Raw genomic sequence first — 18,855 nt, 5'->3', positions numbered from 1 at the left:
TGCTCGCCTCCTCTTTTTGATTGGCTAAAGTCGAGTTCAAGAAGTCGGGGATCTGAGCAACGGGTGTGTTCTCACAAAGTGTAACGCACCGAAAATTTCGGACGGTGCGTTAGCCTACGGCATAACACACGCTACTACTGATATCAGGTTTCGTGTGGGGATTAATCTAATCATGTCTAACCCAACCATTTACACAGTCGGCGGGAAGGTACAGGCTGGTGGTGGGATTTATATTCCCCGCCAAGCTGATGAGGAATTATTGAAGTTATGCAGGGATGCGACTTTCGCCTATGTCCTCACGCCGCGCCAGATGGGCAAGTCGAGTTTGATGGTACGCACGGCGCAAACACTGGCAGATGAGGGAATACAGACGGTAATTGTTGACCTTCAGGAATTGGGGGCGAAGGTTACAGCAGAACAATGGTACTTTGGCTTTTTGGTGAAGCTGGATGACCAACTCATGTTTGTTACCGATGTGGTGAGTTGGTGGCAAGAACACGAACATTTAGGAGTTTCGCAACGGCTGACGCTGTTTTTTCAGCAGGTGTTACTGGCTGAGATCGAAGAACGAGTGGTGATTTTTGTCGATGAAATTGATTCCACCCTCAGCTTAGATTTTACCGATGATTTTTATACAGCGATTCGTTATCTCTACGTTGCCCGTGCGACTAATCCTGAGTTTCAGCGTCTTTCTTTGGTGTTGATGGGGGTAGCAACTCCGGGAGATTTAATCCGCGATGCCAAGCGCACACCATTTAATATTGGACAGCGTGTGGATTTGACTGATTTTACCTTTGAGGAAGCTTTACCCCTGGCTGAGGGATTGAAACTGATAACAGATGAAGCACAACAGTTGCTCAAGTGGGTGCTGAATTGGACAGAGGGACATCCTTATTTAACGCAGCGCCTTTGCCGTGCCATAACTGAGCAAGGTAAAAGCAGTTGGTCAAAAGCCGATGTTGACCGCATGGTGAGTAATACTTTCTTGGGTGCAATGAGCGAGCAAGATAATAACTTGCAGTTTGTGCGGGATATGTTGACTAAACGCTCACCTGACCCCGAGGTTTTAACTACATACCGCGCGATTCGTTTAGGTAAGCATCCGGTTGTGGATGAGGAACAGTCAATAGTTAAATCTCACCTGAAGTTGTCGGGGGTGGTGCGGCGTGAGCAGAATGTTTTAAAGGTGAGAAATCAAATTTATCGGCAAGTATTTGACCAGAAGTGGTTGAATCAACATTTGCCGTTTAACTTGCGGGATAGGTGGGAGCAGCTGAAACCTGCGCTGCCTTATGTGGTGGGGCTGGTAATATTTTCGGGCTTAATGACGGGAGTGGCTGTGTATGTGAATGGGCAACGTTTAATTGCCCAAGATGCCCGCAATAGAGAAGAACAACAGCGCCTAGAAGCAGAAATTCAACGCAATGAGGCAAAACATCAAACGGAAATTGCTCGACAGCAGCAGCAAAGAGCAGAACAGCAACGCCAGGAAGCAGACAAGCAAAAACACGTTGCTCAAAAGATGCAGCAAAGGGCTGAAAAAGGAGAGGCGCAAGCAAAGTCTGCACAACAGCTAGCCGAACAACGTGGAGCAGACTTAACAGTTGCTCTCAATAATGCCAAAGCGGCTAAAAATGCCGAAACCGAACAACGTCAGGTAGCTGAACACCGTAAAAAGCAAGCAGAGCAAAATTTGCGAGAAGCCAACAAGCAGCGAAACATTGCCCAGGCGCAAACTCAGCAAGCAATCGCCGCCAAAACAACTGCTGAGAAACGCCGTGTCAATGCTGAAATTCTTGCCGAGAGTCTTAAATCACAAAACCTGCTGGCATCAAATTTAGAGCTTGATGCTTTAGTAGCAGGCTTGAAATTAGGAAAGCGACTTAAAAAAGCAGATAAAAATGTAGAGCCAGATACTCAAGTTTTGGCAGTAGCTACTCTCCAGCAGATTATTTATGGTGTAAGGGAAAGTAACCGATTAGAAGGGCATATAAGTCCAGTCCAAAGTGTGGCATTCAGCCCAGATGGCAAAACCATTGCCTCTGCTAGTAACGACCACACGGTGAAGTTGTGGAATCTCTCTGGGCAGGAGTTGCTAACCCTCAAGGGTCATAATAGTGATGTCTATAGCGTGGCATTCAGCCCCAACGGCAAAACTATTGCCTCTGCTAGTGGAGACAAAACGGTGAAGTTGTGGAATTTCCAAGGGCAGGAGCTGCTAACCCTTAAAGGCCATAGCAGTTTGGTCTATAATGTGGCATTCAGCCCCGACGGCAAAACCATTGCCACAGCCAGTGTTGACAACATGGTGAAGTTGTGGAATCTCTCTGGGCAGGAGTTGCAAACCCTCAAAGGCCATAGCAGTTGGGTCTGGGGCGTGGTATTCAGCCCCGACGGCAAAACCATTGCGTCTGCCAGTGATGACAACACGGTGAAGTTGTGGAATCTGAATTTGGATGACTTAATGGTGAAAGGTTGCGCTTGGGCGCGGGATTATTTGCAGAATAACCCGAATGGGAAGGGGGAGAGGGTGTGTGATGGGGTGGAGAGGTGAGGGGAAAGGGGGAAAGGGGAAAGGGAAAAGAGGGAAAGGAGTGAGCGCATCTCAAACATCAGTGTAATATGAGCCGCCTGCTTGGTGAGTAATACCGTTTGACTTTAAGATTGATGCACATGGGCAGGCTGGGGGAGCTGGGGAGGCTGGGGGAAGCTGGGGGAGTAATTTGTATCAACAATTTCGTGAAATGGTATTAGTTATGAAGGAGATCTCGTTGGTTATAAACGAGATCCCATTGGTTATGAAGGAGATGCCGTTGGTTGTGAAGGAGATCTCGTTGGTTATGAAGGAGATGCCGTTGGTTATGAAGGAGATCTCCTTGGTTGTGAAGGAGATGCCGTTGGTTATGAAGGAGATCTCCTTGGTTATGAACGTCGTGATTTGAGTGACTACAGCTTGTGAATTTGCAGAATGTGATGAATTATGCGATCGCCTTCTGCGTTGGTAATGCGTTCACTGAAGGTGTTGGCGAAGCGATCGCTATTTTCAGTAGTTGAATAATTCTCAGGAGGTGGGTGACCTGAGATTCGAACTCAGAACCAGCGGATTAAGAGTCCGATGCTCTACCGTTGAGCTAGTCACCCATACGAAGAGTGATTATAACAAATTGCTGGCAGCTTTACTAGTTCAGAGTTAGAGAAATATTTTAGACTCTGGGAAATTTAACGATAAAGGTAGTTTGCCCTGCTACACTTTCTACTTGAATTGAACCACCTAAATGTCTGACCATTTTCTGCACTAATGCTAGTTCCAGTCCAGTCCCGCTATGTTTCCAAGGATCGTTTTTGGCGAGGTGATAAAACGGCTCGAAAATTCTTGCTTGTTGCTGGGCAGGTATTTCTAATCCCGAATTGTGAAAACAAATCTGCACCATATCTGCTATCAATTGCGCTGATACTGTAATTGTTTCACCCGCAGGTGTGTATTTGCAGACATGGCTCAAAAGTTCAGTGACGATTCGCTCTAACTCTGTAATATCTGTTTCTAAAGGTGGTAGTGCAGTCTCAATTTCCAGTTTTAACTGCTGTCTCTGGCAAGCAGTAACTTCGCGAAAAGACTCGACAATCGGAACTAGCCAGGTTTCTAAGTCAATGGCGATTAAAGTTTGAGGATCGAGTAGATCGTCCTGATGTGTGAGTGTCAGCAAGTCGTTAATTAAGTTATTACCTCGTCCACACTCGCTATGGAGAATCTGCAATAGCTGCGGCACTATGTCTTTATCCGATAGTCTCTCTATTGCGATCGCACTTTCGAGAGTTTGGGCTGCAAGGCTGATGCTGGTGATTGGTGTGCGCAGTTCTTGAGCTAAGGCGCGGAGAAATTCGCTCTTGAGGCGTTCGATTGTTTCTAACTCTTTAACTTGGGTTTGGATAGTTTCATGCAGCTTAGATCTGCGAATCGCGATCGCACATTCATCTGCTATCTGCTGCACCAGTCCATTTTCTAATTCATCAAAGGGCTGTTGTCTAGCGCGGATCAGCCAAAGATTCCCAATCACTCCTTGGTCATCGAAAATTGGATAAGCTATCTGGGTGATTACTCGTAATTCTGGTTGCCATCCCTGCATAATTTCTACAGAATGCAGAGGTTGTTTTTGCAACAATCGTTGATAAACTTCGGGGAAGTCTGCAACTCGTTTAGTTAATCCTTGACATAAAGGTGAGCTATTACTGTACTCATAGACAATGGTTGCTAGAGTGCAGTCACTATCATATAGTTCAATGTGGCAGCGATCGCTTTTGAGTAACTGCGCCAATTCTGGAATAACTGCTTCTAGTACCTGATTTGTGTCAAAATTATCGCGGATTTTTTCAGTAATACGTCGCCCTATTGCTTGAAATTCCTGAAGCTTTTGCAACTGGGCTGTATATTGCTGACTTTGCAACTCCATCTCAGCTTTGATCTGTTGTACCTGCTGCTGAAGTTCTGCTTGCTGGGCTGCAATTGTGATTTGGGCTGCTAGGTGCTTGAGGAGGTCAATTTCTGTGTCTTGCCATTGATGGGGTTTACCGCAATGCTGGGCAATCAATAGTCCCCACAACTCCTGCTGCAAGAGAATTGGCACAACTAGATTAGCTCGTACTTGCAAAGAGGCGAGAAAATCTATTTGGCAAGGATGTAACCCGGCTGCATAAATGTCTTCGATAACTTGAATACCGCCCCGTTTATAGCGTTCTCGATTTTTGTTGCTGAAGCAAGGATCGGTAATATTTTTATCCAACAACGGGCCGCTAGCAGCTATGGTTGCTTCTGCAACGATCGCATCATTGCCATTAGCCAAGAAGCGGTAAACCAAAACGCGATCGCTGTCTAATATATTCCGCACTTCTTTGACTATCTGTTGCAGAATTGTCTCTAAATCTTGAGATTGGCAAATTTTTTGGGCGATCGCTTCCACTAGTTGCGCTCTTTGATCTTGAAGCCTCCCACCTCGTTCTACCTGCTTCGCCGGAGTAATATTACTACTAGTCCCAATCAGTCGGTAAATTTTGGAGTTAGCATCCCGTAATGGTGTCAGCGTCGTACTCCACCAAGTGGGAACTCCTTGAAATTGCAAGCATTGTTCGTAGGAAATGGTTTTGCCAAAGCGCACACAATCACTATAGTGCTGCCGTACTCTAACAGCATCCATTGGTGAGAGAATATCTTCCGGTCTTTTGCCTTTGAGTTCATCTGAGCGCATACCTACCCATCGTTCATGGGTAGGGTTAAGCGCCACATAGCGAAAATCCCCATCTTCCAGAACATCAACCACAAAAATAGATGCTTGCCCAGAATCGTAGATGCTAAGTAGAAACTGCTCACTACTAGTTTTGTCCGCATCTTTTCCGAAGAGAAAGTAAGGCGGTGATAGTGGTTTCAGCTCTACAGTTGATTCGGATTGATTAATATTCATGCGAGAGTCCCTGTCTGGTATTACTGACTCATCTAGGCGCTCTCTCTTATTTTTACTGTGGTAAGAATGCTCCTTAGCGCCTAAAGCAAAGGATTGTCAGCCTTTATTTATCGATATTTGTGTCTTTCGCTATTTCTCTTCAGAAATCTCGGAAAGCGCATAATAGTAAGCTTAACAAACCCTGCCTGCGCCTTGAAGCCGAAAATGCATAGGCAGGTTAGTGCAAAGTTACTTGATATTGATTGTTAATAATGCCTTAAGATTTTTGCACACATTTTAGATAGAATCAAGCAGTATCTTCAAGAACTGTGACAATTCTTAATACAATTAGCTGCAAGTGTTGAGAGCAGGCGTGCAGCCAATACAGTTCGGATAAGCACTTTTCATTTCCCTTGTAGTTTGGGCAAAGGGTAAGGGAAAAAGGGTTAAGGGTGAATTTAAACCTTTCCCCTTTTCCCTTTTCCCCTTAACCGAACCGTATTGGGCGTGCAGGGGAAGGAAGAAATAATACCAATTCTCCACAAGGGTGCGGAGATTGATGTAAGCTAACCCGCCTTTAAGTTGCAGAATCTTTAGCCTCAGAAAGACGCGGCGACGCGGAGAAAGGAAGACGCGGAGATGCAATTTTAATGATTATTAGCTTATGTGTCGTCATATTTTAGAAATGCCTAATCTAATAACTGAAAGTGGATGAACTTAATTCAGTAATTTGTAAGCATTAATACCTGTGAGGATTGCAACTACCAGCCAGGCGATCGCCAAACCTATGACCTCGCCTAAAAATACCTGTGTGAGTTGGCGTAAAATTACGCCGATAGCAGAACCGATCGGCATGGCAATTGCCCAACTTACTGCACTAATGAATATCCAGCGCCAAGCTAAAGGAATTGACTGGTAAATTGCTAACCATTGAGCTAGTCCAATTACAAAACCGCCAACTGCGCCATAAAATGCTCCAGAGAGGATTCTGAAAGCCAGCACCTGAGTTGTAGGTACAAACCAACCCAATGCACCAACGCCAATAACTGCGATCGCTGTCCAACCCAAAACAGTGAACAACACCCACTTGAGATAGAAGCTTGTGTGTCTGAGAATGAGACTTTGAGCCAAAGCGATCGCTAATCCACCAATCACAGCTTGTAGCACACCCAAATCGGGCTTCTCACCAATTTCAATGAATAGCAAACTCACCAAAAAACTGCTAAAAGTAGCTACAGTCCATCGCAATGTAAAGCTAAATTCAGTTTTAGCAGGCGCAAATAGCATCAAATTTTCTTTGGTAGTAGGAGTGGTCTTGCAGCTTTGGTATAAAATATCTCTCGAAAAGCCTTGCGCCGCTGTTGGGGTGATTCCGGCGAGATATAACCCCATAAACTTTCCCAGTAAAAAAATGAAATACCAGGAAATTTGCGATCGCGCACTACTTGAACTTGTTCTTTAACTTGAGCGATATCCACAGAATCGCGTAAGGTTCCAGTTGATATTCCAATACCTACAGGGATTTGACTGCGAGCAAATTCCACCGCTGGCTTTTCCAGTTCAGCGATAAAACTACGTTTGTTATCTCGATATACCTGCAAAATCAACTCATCCACCAAACCTTTTTTTACCCAATCTTCCCAATTTTGCAAGTAATATTTGTAGGCAAAAGCTTGAGAGTTAGGAGACAAAGAAATTTTGACATGAGGTTTAACAGCTTTCACAGCTTGATAGATTGCTGCCATAAAATCAGTAATTTTGTCGGCTCGCCAATGCATCCATTCTGGGTTAAAAGGATTTTTTGGCGGACTTTTACCTTGATGTTCTTGCCGATATAGTTCGACGGTAAAAGCATCGTAACCAAACTGCACTGGCATCCCAAAATGATCGTCAAGTTGAATGCCATCCACATCATAATTGCTAACAACTTCCACAATTAGCTCTTGAATAAACTCCTGAACTTGCGGATGCAGCGGATTAAGCCAAGCTTGCTTACTGATATGACTATTGTCGATTTCTTCTGGTGGGATTTCTTTAATAGATTTGATACCTTCTTGCCCAATTGTCAACCAATCCGAGTACCGCCTTGCTAATTCAGAATTAGGTGGTGTCATAAACCCATATTCAAACCAAGGGACAATACTTAAACTTTTAGGTTTAGCAAGTTTAATTAACTTGTCTAAAACATCTCCACCACCATGCATTATTTTGAGCAAAGTTTGCGTATCTGAACCGATAACTCTTTTGGCAACTGCACTATTGTAAAAAGTATGTCCTCTATTCCAAACTACAGGATAAATCGTATTAAAGTTAAGTGCTGATAGTTGGTTGACAGCGCGGTTAATACCCCAAGGGGCAAATAATACACCACTAGCAACATTAGTTAGCCAAACGCCACGAATTTCTGTTGTGGTTGAATGACTGGCTTTTTGGTAATTAACTGAGTGAGAAGGAAGCGAAAATGCTATTAAGCATAATATTAATTCCAAACACAGCCAGTAACAAAAATAACGGCGGGCAAACCGATTCATCTGTGGGCTTGACTTAGTTCTGAAGGAATAGAAGGAATATATATAACTACAAAATAAATTTCAATACTCCGGATCGTGTAGATATATGTTGATTTTTTGTGAGATCCGAAGATGCAATTAGCAAAAATTCAAATCTATCAATTTTTGAGAATATCAAATATAGCTTGATTGTAAAAGAGTATAAATATGCAAAAAAAGCCTGATTTAGCAAGCTTTTATACTATAAAATTCATTAACAAAGTCGGGTGGCTAATGCCCACCAAAACTCGGTTCTGCTGAGCAATATCCAAGGGTAACTTGTACAGAGTACTCACTCCCCTACTTGTGTTTCAAAAATCAAATAGGAACTTTAGAAAATTTATCAGTTAACAAAGCTCGAGTTAGAAAATTAATCCCTAACTCAAACTTAAAACTTTCAAAACTAAGAGTCTCTAACTTCCAACTAAAAAACTGTTCACTGTTAACTGTTAATTAAAATCTTTCAACTCCTTCAAACTGCTTGACACTTGCTGCATTTGCCGCCTCACCACAAGTGCGTGGTGTAGGAAATATCTTCTCCGGATTTGCTAAACCTTTAGGATTAAATACTTGCCTTACCCATTGCATGGTTTCTAAATCAGTTTGGCTAAACATCTCTGGCATATAGCACTTTTTATCTGCACCGATACCATGTTCACCAGAAATGCTACCGCCTACTCTTACACAAAGTTTGAGAATTTCTCCTCCTAATTCTTCAACTCTCTCTAAGGCTCCAGAGATAGAATTATCATAAAGAATTAGTGGGTGAAGATTGCCATCACCCGCATGAAATACATTGGCAACACGATAACCATATTGTTGACTTAATAACTCAATTTCTTGCAACACATAAGGTAATTGAGTTCGAGGAATTACACCATCTTGAACATAATAATCTGGGCTTAAATGTCCAGCAGCAGCAAAAGCAGCTTTGCGCCCTTTCCACAGTTTTAAGCGCGTCTCTGGATCGCTAGCAGAAGTTACACTACGCGCACTATTCTGTTTACAAATTTCGATGACTCGCTGTTTGTTACCTGCAACTTCTACTTCCAAACCGTCGATTTCTATAAGCAAAATTGCTGTAGCATCGCGGGGATAACAATTTGTTGCCACAACATCTTCAACAGCATTGATGCTGAAGTTATCCATCATTTCCATACCACCAGGAATAATTCCCGCACTAATGATATCGGAAACCGCAGATCCAGCAGCTTCAACACTAGTAAAGTCTGCTAACAATACACAAATTGATTCCGCACTTTTGAGAATTTTTAGCGTAATTTCTGTAGCGATACCCAAAGTACCTTCTGAACCCACAAATATACCTGTTAAATCATAACCAGGCATTTCGGGAATTTGTCCTCCCACATCGACAATTTCACCATCAGCAAGTACCAGCTTCAATCCCAAAACATGGTTAGTAGTTACACCATATTTGAGGCAATGTACGCCACCAGAATTTTCCGCGATGTTGCCGCCAATCGAGCAGATAATTTGGCTAGAGGGATCTGGTGCATAGTAAAAGCCAGCACCACTTACCGCTTGTGTCACCCAACTATTAATCACTCCTGGTTGCACAACAGCCCTTTGGTTTTCCAAATCAATGCTGAGTATTTGCCGCATTAATGAAGTCACAATTAAAACTGAATCTTCTCTAGGCAAAGCGCCACCAGATAAACCAGTCCCAGAACCCCGGGCAATGAAGGGAAGAGAGTATTTGTTGCATATCTTCACCACCGCAGCAACTTGTTCTGTAGTTCTGGGTAGTACAACTATCGCAGGACGTTGGCGATAGCCTGTTAAACCATCGCATTCATAAGTAATCAGTTCCTCGCGGCGTTGCACAACGCCATTTTTGCCTAGAACAGCCTCGAATGCATTGATGATGGGTTTCCAGTTACGTTGTTGTTTATCTTGGGTGAGCATATTACCAGAATGATTAAGTGTGTAGACGCACTACGATTTGCCGCAGCTTAGGATGGAGTCTGAATTGTAAAAAATAATTTTGTTAATTAAATCCTATCTGGATCTACTGCCATTCTTGCAATTTAGCAGCTAATCTTGCTGCACGTTCCTCAACCTGTTGTCGTTCGTTGTGCTTGTTCTTCCCTAATCAAATCTTGCACAATTGGTGTTGAGGTATTTTTTACAAGGCGAGCATGGATGCTACAAAGTATTTTACGAAACAAAGCAAAATGCCCGTATTAAAATAAGACAGCGATTAATAAATTATCCCCCCCGTTTTATCAATGTAGTGTTGCTGTCTATCAATAGTGACTAATGCCATTCCCTCAAAAAATAGTTCTGCTGTATCAAACTGGGTAGAAATTACATATTTGCCACTGGTGTCAATATAGCCCCACTTATCGTTGATTTGAACTCGTGCCAGCCCTTGAGCAGTAAACAAACGAGCATCATCAAACTGGGGAGAAATTACATATTTACCACTGGTGTTGATATAGCCCCACTTATCATCTATTTTGGCTGGTGCCAGTCCTTGTTCAGTAAACCAATAAGCAAAATCAAACTGTGGAGGAATGACAAATTTGCCACTGGTGTCGATATAGCCACACTTATCATTTATTTTGACTGGTGCCAGCCCTTGTTCAGTAAACCCACCAGTAGAATCAAACTGGGGAGGAATGACAAATTTGCCACTGGTGTCAATATAGCCCCATTTATTATCTATTTTGACTGGTGCCAGTCCTGGTTCAGTAAACCAATAAGCATCATCAAACTGGGGAGAAATTACATATTTACCACTGGTATCAATATAGCCCCACTTAGCATTTATTTTAATTGCTGCTAGCCCGTTGTCAGTAAACCAATAAGCAAAATCAAACTGGGGCGGAATGACATATTTACCACTGGTATCAATATAGCCCCATTTCTCGTTTATTAGAACTCGTGCCAGTTTTTTAGGAGAAAAACCCCAAGCCAAATCAAACAGAGGAGGAATGATAAATTTGCCACTTGAGTCTATATATCCCCACTTATTATTTATTTTGACTACCGCCAGCCCCTCACAAAACTCCTTCGCATCATCCATCTGGGGAGGAATCACAAGTTTACCACTGGTATTGATATAACCATACTTGTCACCTATTTTGATTGGCCTCAGCGGGACAAAACATTTATTCACTGCTTGTAAAGCTTCATTTGCATCTGCATAACGCTGCCGCCAATCGTACCGCACCATTCTAGTTATAATTTCTGCTAATGCATCACTTACTTGCACATGATTTTGCCATAGTACTTCGCCCTCTTTGTCTTCTAAGAGTAGGTGTGGCAGTATCCCAGTTAATGCTTGAATCACCGTCATCCCCACTCCATAAACATCGCTGCTGGGTTTTGGTTTACCCAACGCCTGTTCACTGGGCATATAACCTTGTGTGCCTATACTAACAGTACGGCTTGTTTGCCCTGTTGCAGTTGCTAAAACCGTTCGTACCTGCTTAACTGCCCCAAAATCAATCAGCATCAGTTTGCCATCTTCTCTGCACCGCATAAGATTTTGAGGCTTGATATCGCGGTGGATAACGTTATTTTGATGAACAAAAGTCAATACTTCTAATATATCCCGCAGCAGTTTGATAGCATCACCTTCACTTAATGGCTTCTCAGAAGTCAGTTCTTTATCTAAATCTTGTCCGTCAATGAATTCTTGAATCAGATATAGTTCACTATTTTCCTCGAAATAAGCCAAAAGTTTGGGAATTTGGTTATGATTTTGTCCCAGGTTGTATAAGGTTTTCGCTTCTATTTCAAACAGTCGTAAGATATCTGGTTCTATAACTTGGGGTTGTAACCGCTTAACAACACATTTCGGTTTGGGTTGTGCAGGGATATCTAAATCTTCTGCTAGGTAGGTTTCACCAAAGCCGCCTTGTCCCAATTGCTCGATAATTTGGTAACGCTGCCGTAAGATTTTGCCAATCATTGAAATCATACTCTTTAAAATCTTATGTAAATATTGGCACAACTGACTTAGCTTTCACCGTCGTAGATACACGGTAGAAAACTAGTGATCGCTCTTTCCCCACTCTAATCAACTAAGCTATAAATAATGCTCTCAAATAGTGGATAAATTCATGGTTGAGCAACTTCTAATCAATGATGATAATTACTACGTGCCAGATGCCAACCAGCTAGTCACCGAAGATGATACGCCTGTGGATAATTTTGCTTCTGAAAAACAACAACGCCTTTTGGTTGGCTCTCTTTATAGTTCTAAACAGCAGCAAACTTTTTTAGCAGCAGCTAATGTAGGCATTTATCACGCCTACAAACAGCCTGCTATTGTACCTGATGTCTTTGTGAGTTTTGATGTTCAAGTCCCTGAAAAGTGGTGGGAAAAACAAAATCGCTGTTATATGCTTTGGGAGTTTGGTAAACCGCCAGAAGTGGTAATTGAAATTGTCTCGAATAAAGAAGGTGATGAATTAGGTAAAAAGCTAAATATTTATGAACAAATGCGAGCCAGTTACTATATCCTATACGATCCTACTCAGCAGTTAGGAGAAAAAATATTGCGTGTTTATGAATTAAGAGGAAGACGCTACTTTGAAACTTCAGAAACCTGGCTTGAACAAGTTGGTTTAGGTGTAACTCTCTGGGAAGGTGAATTTGAAGGTAGACAAGATATGTGGTTACGCTGGTGCTATCAAGATGGTACTGTTTTAGCAACTGGAGATGAACGTGCTGAACAAGAAAGGCAACGTGCTGAACAAGAAAAGCAACGTGCTGAACAAGCTGAACAACGCGCTCAATTATTAGCAGAAAGACTTAGATCTATGGGTATAGATCCGGACAATATCTAGTAAACTTTTACGGGCATGACAGGGAAATAAATAAGACCGGGGTTATGCAATGAATAATGTGATTTCTAGAGTTTGGAGCTTTCTCTTGAGTCTGCTTTTCAAACAAACTGTCCTTGTTCTTCTGCTCTTATTCTCCATTGGGGTGGGTGTAGCTTTGGCAAATATGTCTAGTCTCTCGACTAGCCTCATACAGTCACAAGCACTCATGAATGCGGAATTGGAAGCCAAGTCAATTATTGATGCTTGGAACCTCTATAGCGATGCTGCTGCCGATCGCGCCAAAAAAGTAAAGGGTATTAGCATTACCCATAACTACCTGATCAAAGAAGGTGCCATTCCTCCGCCAGCAACTTATGCGATCGAACTGGGAAAAAACATCAGTAAACAACAGAATGGGATGGCAGTCCGTTTATATAGTGATTACCCCTTTCCTTGGCGAAAAGCTGAAGGTGGACCCAGAGATGATTTTGAGCAAAAGGCACTTACCTACCTGAGACAGCATCCTGAAGAGAAAAATTTTTCTCGTCTTGAAAAAAAAGATGGTCGTAGCTTATGGCGATATGGAGAATCTGTCCGCATGGAGCCTAGCTGTGTTGCTTGCCATAACACTGACCCTAATAGCCCCAAGCGAGACTGGCAGGTGGGAGACGTGCGAGGAGTTTTGGCAATTACTGAGTCTCTAGATAACTTTACAGAACAGACTAACAAGAGCCTGCAAACAACATCTGTAATGTTGGGTGGATTATCTGTATTAGGTCTTTCAGGGTTGACTTTGGTTATCAGTAAGCTGCGTCAATCTACCAGGGAGTTAGAGGTGCGTGTCACAGAACGCACTGCTGATTTGGCTCAAGCTAACACAGACTTAGAAAAACGCAATTCACTGATTCGCCAGGTGTTTGGACGTTACCTTAGTGATGATATCGTAGCCAATTTATTGGAAAGTCCGGAAGGATTGAAACTTGGCGGCGAAAGGCGGAAGATCACGATTCTGACATCTGATTTAAGAGGATTTACAGCTATAGCAGAGCGATCGCAGCCAGAAGAAGTAATTAGTATTCTCAACATCTATCTTGAATACATGGCGGATGTGATTACCCAGTATCAAGGATCTATTAATGAATTTATGGGTGATGGCATTTTGGTTCTGTTTGGTGCACCTACACCAAGAGAAGATGATGCTGCTAAAGCCGTAGCTTGTGCTTGTGCCATGCAATTAGCAATGGGTGCTGTTAATGACAGGCTGAAAAATTTAGGCTTTCCCCAACTAGATATGGGTATTGGTATCAATACCGGACTGGTAATTTTGGGAAACATTGGCTCACAAAAACGCACCAAGTACGGGATTGTCGGTAGTCAGGTAAACCTAACTTATCGCATTGAATCTTATACAACAGGTGGTGAAATTCTGATTTCAGAAGAAACATTAAAAGAAGCTGGGTCAATTGTAAAACTAAGCGGACACAGACAAGTACAACCGAAAGGGGTAAAACAACCAATTACTATATACGAAGTTTACGGAATCAGCGGAGCTTACAATCTCTTTCTACCCAGAGAAGAAGAGGAATTTTTTCCACTTCCGGGAATCATCCCTGTACAATACACATTTTTGGAAGAAAAGCATATTAGTGAAACTATATATCAGGGAAGTATAGTTGAACTTTCAGCTAAGGGTGCTAAGGTACGCAGTGAAAATGCCATCAGAGGTTCTTTACCACCTGTACAGACCAATATCAAGCTCAAATTATTAGTACCAAACATTCCACCAGAACTTCAGGAAGATATCTATGCCAAAGCGTTCGATAAACCAGCAGAAAATGGCAGTTTTTATATCCATTTCACTGCTAAACCTCCAGCTATACAGGCGAGATTAGACGCTTTGTACCAATCCATAAAAGGTTAGTATTGTATAGCTATTCTAGTTGCGTTGGCAGTTTTTTCGCGATCGCGCAGAGTCTCTAATAGAATAAAACTGCCATTATTCAATAGTCATTTATCATTTGTACTTTATTATTAAGGATTGAGTAAATATATAAATATCGGGATTTTTTTTACCTTGGTTTATTGATATTGTTTTTCCAGATAGAATTTATCAAATGTTAATAAAGTCCTCTACTCGCTGTAAAACTTTAGCGAACAAATCAGGAGCATCTGCATCAAACCACTCAATTTGTGGATATCCTCGAAACCAAGTGCGTTGTCGCTTGGCAAATTGTCGCGTATGTAAAACTATTAATTCTTTGGCTTCATCCAAAGTAATTTCCCCAGCCAAACATCGCTTGATTTCTTGATATCCTAAGGTATTTAACAAAGGTAAATCAGCACCGTATTTGTGACAAAGATAATCGACCTCAGCAACTAATCCATCTGCTATCATCTGCTCGGTTCGCTTATGAATGCGTAAGCGTAGCCTTTCAGTATTACAATCTAAACCAATTTGCAAAATTGGATAATTTGGAGGGTTTTCCCCTTGTTGCGCTGAGATAGGCATTCCCGTAACATAATACACTTCTAATGCTCTTAACGTACGCACTGAATCATGGGGATGAATTTTTTGTGCAGCAGCAGGATCAACTTGTTGCAACATAGCGTAAAGTTGATTTTGACTAATTTCTTCGAGTTGCGATCGCAATTCTGGTTGGGGTGCCACTCTTGGAATCTTCATACCTTGAACAATCGAACGTATGTATAAACCAGTACCTCCAACGAGTAATAGGGGAGAACCAGAAACAGAAGCAATTAAAGCTTGCGCTTGTTCTTGGTAATCTGCTACCGTCATCGTGTTTGTGGGAGCGCAGATATCTATTAAATAGTGCGGCACTAATTTTTGTTCCGCTACTGTAGGTTTAGCTGTGCCAATATTAAACTCGCGGTAAACTTGGCGAGAATCTGCACTGAGGATAACAGTACCCAACCGCATAGCTAAAGCCAAACCCAGACCCGATTTACCTGTGGCCGTTGCTCCACAAATTACAACCAATTTAGTCATTTGGCGTTTGTCATTTGTCATTTGTCATTTTCCCCCTTCCCTTGCCCTCATCTCCCCTGCTCCCTGACCAGTCCCAATAGGGTTGCAGTCCCTGTATAAACTTCCCACAAAATTGCCCTACAGACGCCACCAAGGCTTTTGTGTTAGAATTTTGGAGTGATTTGACTATTTTAGCCTTTTGGCGATTTCAACCCCACGCATCAGGAGAATTTTCATGACGAGCAGTTACAGTGCCGATCAGATTCAAGTTCTGGAAGGTCTGGAAGCCGTCCGCAAACGACCAGGTATGTACATCGGTTCTACTGGTCCGAAGGGACTCCATCATTTAGTTTACGAGGTGGTGGATAATTCTGTTGATGAAGCTTTAGCCGGTTACTGTACCCATGTGGAGGTAGATCTCAATGCCGATGGTTCTGTGACTGTAACAGATGATGGCCGGGGTATTCCTACGGATATTCACCCCAAAACCGGAAAATCAGCTTTGGAAACGGTTTTGACTATATTGCACGCCGGGGGCAAGTTTGGTGGCGGTGGGTACAAAGTCTCAGGAGGATTACACGGAGTAGGGATTTCTGTTGTTAACGCCTTATCGGAATTTGTAGAAGTTACAGTTTGGCGAGATAAAAAGGTTCATCTCCAGCGTTATGAACGGGGTATCCCAGTTACCGAGCTACAAGTGAAACCTTACAAAGAATCCAGAACCGGAACTTCAGTCACCTTTAAGCCAGATACTCAAATTTTCACTACTGGCATTGAATTTGATTACATCACTTTATCGGGTCGTTTGCGGGAACTGGCGTATCTGAATGCAGGTGTCAAAATTACTTTTACTGACAACCGCTTAGAACTGCTAAAAAGTGATACACCCAAGGTAGAAACATACGAGTATAAAGGCGGGATCAAAGAGTATATTGCGTACATGAACCGCGAAAAGCAGCCCCTACATGAAGAAATTATTTATGTGCAGGGAGAACGCAGTCATGTCCAAGTAGAAGTGGCTTTGCAGTGGTGTACTGATGCTTATACAGATAATGTTCTAGGTTTTGCCAATAATATTCGTACAGTTGATGGTGGTACGCACTTAGAGGGTTTGAAGGCGGTTCTGACTCGGACATTAAATACGATCGCCCGTAAGCGTAACAAAATTAAAGAGAATGAACCTAATCTCAGTGGTGAACACGTCCGTGAAGGCTTGACAGCAATTATTTCTGTAAAAGTCCCCGATCCGGAGTTTGAAGGACAAACTAAAACTAAACTCGGTAATACGGAAGTACGCGGAATCGTTGATTCTTTGGTTGGTGAAGTTCTTAGCGAATACCTAGAATTTCACCCCAGTGTTGCTGATGCAGTTTTAGATAAAGCAATCCAAGCTTTTAAAGCGGCTGAAGCAGCTCGTCATGCGCGGGAATTAGTGCGCCGCAAGTCGGTACTGGAATCATCACCATTACCAGGAAAATTAGCTGATTGTAGTTCTCGCGATCCGGGCGAATCGGAAATCTTCATCGTTGAAGGGGACTCAGCCGGTGGAAGTGCTAAACAAGGACGCGATCGCCGTACTCAAGCCATCCTTCCTCTACGCGGTAAAATCCTCAATATTGAAAAAACTGACGACTCCAAAATTTATAAAAACAATGAAGTCCAAGCGTTAATTACAGCACTTGGTTTGGGCGTCAAAGGCGAGGAATTCGATGCTTCCCAACTGCGCTATCATCGCATAGTGATTATGACTGACGCTGACGTGGATGGGGCGCATATCCGTACACTATTGTTAACATTCTTCTATCGGTATCAGCGAGCGTTGATTGAACAGGGTTTCATCTATATTGCTTGTCCTCCACTATATAAATTAGAACGGGGACGTAATCATGATTACTGCTATAGCGATCGCGAACTACAACAAAAAATCGCTACATTTCCTAGCAATGCTAACTACAACATCCAACGCTTCAAAGGTTTAGGTGAAATGATGCCAGAACAACTTTGGACAACGACAATGAACCCAGAAACCCGTAAAATGAAGCAAGTGGAAATTGAGGATGCCGCCGAAGCCGATCGTATTTTCACAATTTTAATGGGCGATCGCGTTGCTCCCAGGCGAGAATTTATCGAAACCTATGGTTCTAAACTCAATTTAACGGATCTAGACATTTAAGTAAGCTGATAAATTTCCAGTAGCTTTATCTGCTTACAGAAATTTTGAGGTTAATACACTACATTACAGGGCGCATTTATCGCGCCCTGTAATGTTCTCTAGCCCCTAATCCCTAGTGTTGCGTGGTGAAAATAATTAACGTCAGTTTGGGTTAAGGAGGTGTATTAAACGTTAAATACCTGAAACAGCGCAAGCACGTTGACAGATCATAGAATCAAGCAACGGAGTAATAAGGGTTTCAGGTTATTCCGAACTTAGGTTAATTATCCACTGGAAGAAAGTTGAAAAGCTTCTGCTTTCTTGCACTAGTACAGTACGGCGAAAATAAACCTAACCTCTCAAAAGGGTAGACATCTATAAAAATGGGTAAGTAATTTGAAATTTGGAATTTTGCGTAGCGGTATTATCTTCTCGCTTCCAAGATAGTGTATCGCACCTAGCCAAACAGCAATACAGTTAGACGATGAGAATTGGTTAATAAAATATATAAACATTAATTACAAAGATAATAAACTTCATACCTGGATTTTAAATGCATATAAGTTATCTTTTGTCAAGTTTAGTCTTTCAGTTATAAGTGATTAAGCATTGGTGAGTTTGCTAACTTCACCGGATATTTAAGTTAAGTAAAGTACAAAAACTACAGTTGATGAACACCAGTAAATTATGTCTACGATCTGGAAAAGTATTTGTTATCCTTGAATAGCAAAGCTCAATCTCATCTACTAAGCAACGTATGTTAAGTAACTTGAGAATAAATTGTTAAAAATATAGCTAATAAATTACTATGCTAATGAGTATTAAAATTTACAATTATTTTACTTAAAGGAGATTTTCAAGTCGGTGCCCAACCCACTATTTAAATTCTTTAGCTTGACTAGATAAATAATTAATCGTCTGTAATGTCAAATCCTTT

Annotated in this window: 10 protein-coding genes and 1 tRNA gene; 4 read left to right on the top strand and 7 right to left on the bottom strand. The window is 42.1% G+C overall.

What is annotated here, in order from left to right; translation table 11 throughout:
• Positions 1-172 precede the first annotated feature (172 nt).
• Positions 173-2,554 (top strand): AAA-like domain-containing protein, encoded by a 2,382-nt coding sequence (locus BV375_RS34985; protein ID WP_243714146.1) that lies wholly within the window; start codon positions 173-175, stop codon positions 2,552-2,554.
• A gap of 515 nt (positions 2,555-3,069) precedes the next feature.
• On the opposite strand, the gene BV375_RS34975 is transcribed toward BV375_RS34985, so the two are convergent.
• From BV375_RS34975 to BV375_RS34950, 6 genes are all read right to left on the bottom strand, one after another.
• Positions 3,070-3,141 (bottom strand) — tRNA-Lys (locus tag BV375_RS34975).
• A 62-nt stretch (positions 3,142-3,203) separates the two neighbouring features.
• Positions 3,204-5,453: a GAF domain-containing protein gene (locus tag BV375_RS34970; protein WP_086769159.1), complete on the bottom strand. Its 2,250-nt coding sequence runs from the start codon at positions 5,451-5,453 to the stop codon at positions 3,204-3,206.
• A 696-nt stretch (positions 5,454-6,149) separates the two neighbouring features.
• On the bottom strand, positions 6,150-6,719 hold the full coding sequence (locus BV375_RS34965) for a hypothetical protein (protein ID WP_086769157.1): 570 nt from the start codon (positions 6,717-6,719) through the stop codon (positions 6,150-6,152).
• Positions 6,719-7,963, bottom strand: coding sequence for a glycoside hydrolase family 10 protein (locus tag BV375_RS34960; RefSeq protein WP_086769155.1), 1,245 nt, complete (start codon positions 7,961-7,963; stop codon positions 6,719-6,721). Before BV375_RS34960 ends, BV375_RS34965 begins: the two co-directional genes overlap by 1 nt.
• A gap of 471 nt (positions 7,964-8,434) precedes the next feature.
• Positions 8,435-9,907 carry a glycolate oxidase subunit GlcD gene (gene glcD, locus BV375_RS34955; RefSeq protein WP_086769153.1) on the bottom strand — a complete coding sequence of 491 codons (1,473 nt, stop codon included), beginning with the start codon at positions 9,905-9,907 and terminating at the stop codon, positions 8,435-8,437.
• 295 nt (positions 9,908-10,202) lie between these two features.
• A complete protein-coding gene (locus tag BV375_RS34950; protein WP_086769167.1) occupies positions 10,203-11,921 on the bottom strand; it encodes a WG repeat-containing protein in 1,719 nt (572 codons plus the stop codon).
• A 151-nt stretch (positions 11,922-12,072) separates the two neighbouring features.
• Here BV375_RS34950 and BV375_RS34945 point away from each other — a divergent pair, with 151 nt between their 5' ends.
• Together BV375_RS34945 and BV375_RS34940 are read left to right on the top strand one after the other, a co-directional pair.
• Positions 12,073-12,801, top strand: coding sequence for a Uma2 family endonuclease (locus BV375_RS34945; RefSeq protein WP_086769151.1), 729 nt, complete (start codon positions 12,073-12,075; stop codon positions 12,799-12,801).
• Between the two features lie 49 nt (positions 12,802-12,850).
• Positions 12,851-14,701, top strand: a complete 1,851-nt coding sequence (locus BV375_RS34940; RefSeq protein WP_086769149.1) for an adenylate/guanylate cyclase domain-containing protein — start codon at positions 12,851-12,853, stop codon at positions 14,699-14,701.
• 189 nt (positions 14,702-14,890) lie between these two features.
• On the opposite strand, the gene miaA is transcribed toward BV375_RS34940, so the two are convergent.
• Entirely contained in the window at positions 14,891-15,787 is an 897-nt protein-coding gene (miaA, locus tag BV375_RS34935; protein ID WP_086769165.1) for a tRNA (adenosine(37)-N6)-dimethylallyltransferase MiaA, read from the bottom strand.
• A gap of 214 nt (positions 15,788-16,001) precedes the next feature.
• On the opposite strand from miaA, the gene gyrB reads away from it, so the two are divergent.
• Positions 16,002-17,939 (top strand): DNA topoisomerase (ATP-hydrolyzing) subunit B, encoded by a 1,938-nt coding sequence (gene gyrB, locus BV375_RS34930; protein ID WP_086769146.1) that lies wholly within the window; start codon positions 16,002-16,004, stop codon positions 17,937-17,939.
• Positions 17,940-18,855: the final 916 nt, after the last annotated feature.

This window comes from Nostoc sp. 106C, from assembly GCF_002154725.1.
Taxonomy (GTDB): Bacteria; Cyanobacteriota; Cyanobacteriia; order Cyanobacteriales; family Nostocaceae; genus Aulosira.
Note: the sequence above shows the minus strand (reverse complement) of the source record. Positions and strands in the feature narration are given on the sequence as shown.

Bases quoted from the DNA above. Each gene is read 5' to 3' on its own strand.
- BV375_RS34985 (WP_243714146.1), top strand. From the start codon at position 173: ATGTCTAACCCAACCATTTACACAGTCGGCGGGAAGGTACAGGCTGGT.
- BV375_RS34970 (WP_086769159.1), bottom strand. From the start codon at position 5,453: ATGAATATTAATCAATCCGAATCAACTGTAGAGCTGAAACCACTATCA.
- BV375_RS34965 (WP_086769157.1), bottom strand. From the start codon at position 6,719: ATGCTATTTGCGCCTGCTAAAACTGAATTTAGCTTTACATTGCGATGG.
- BV375_RS34960 (WP_086769155.1), bottom strand. From the start codon at position 7,963: ATGAATCGGTTTGCCCGCCGTTATTTTTGTTACTGGCTGTGTTTGGAA.
- glcD (WP_086769153.1), bottom strand. From the start codon at position 9,907: ATGCTCACCCAAGATAAACAACAACGTAACTGGAAACCCATCATCAAT.
- BV375_RS34950 (WP_086769167.1), bottom strand. From the start codon at position 11,921: ATGATTGGCAAAATCTTACGGCAGCGTTACCAAATTATCGAGCAATTG.
- BV375_RS34945 (WP_086769151.1), top strand. From the start codon at position 12,073: ATGGTTGAGCAACTTCTAATCAATGATGATAATTACTACGTGCCAGAT.
- BV375_RS34940 (WP_086769149.1), top strand. From the start codon at position 12,851: ATGAATAATGTGATTTCTAGAGTTTGGAGCTTTCTCTTGAGTCTGCTT.
- miaA (WP_086769165.1), bottom strand. From the start codon at position 15,787: ATGACTAAATTGGTTGTAATTTGTGGAGCAACGGCCACAGGTAAATCG.
- gyrB (WP_086769146.1), top strand. From the start codon at position 16,002: ATGACGAGCAGTTACAGTGCCGATCAGATTCAAGTTCTGGAAGGTCTG.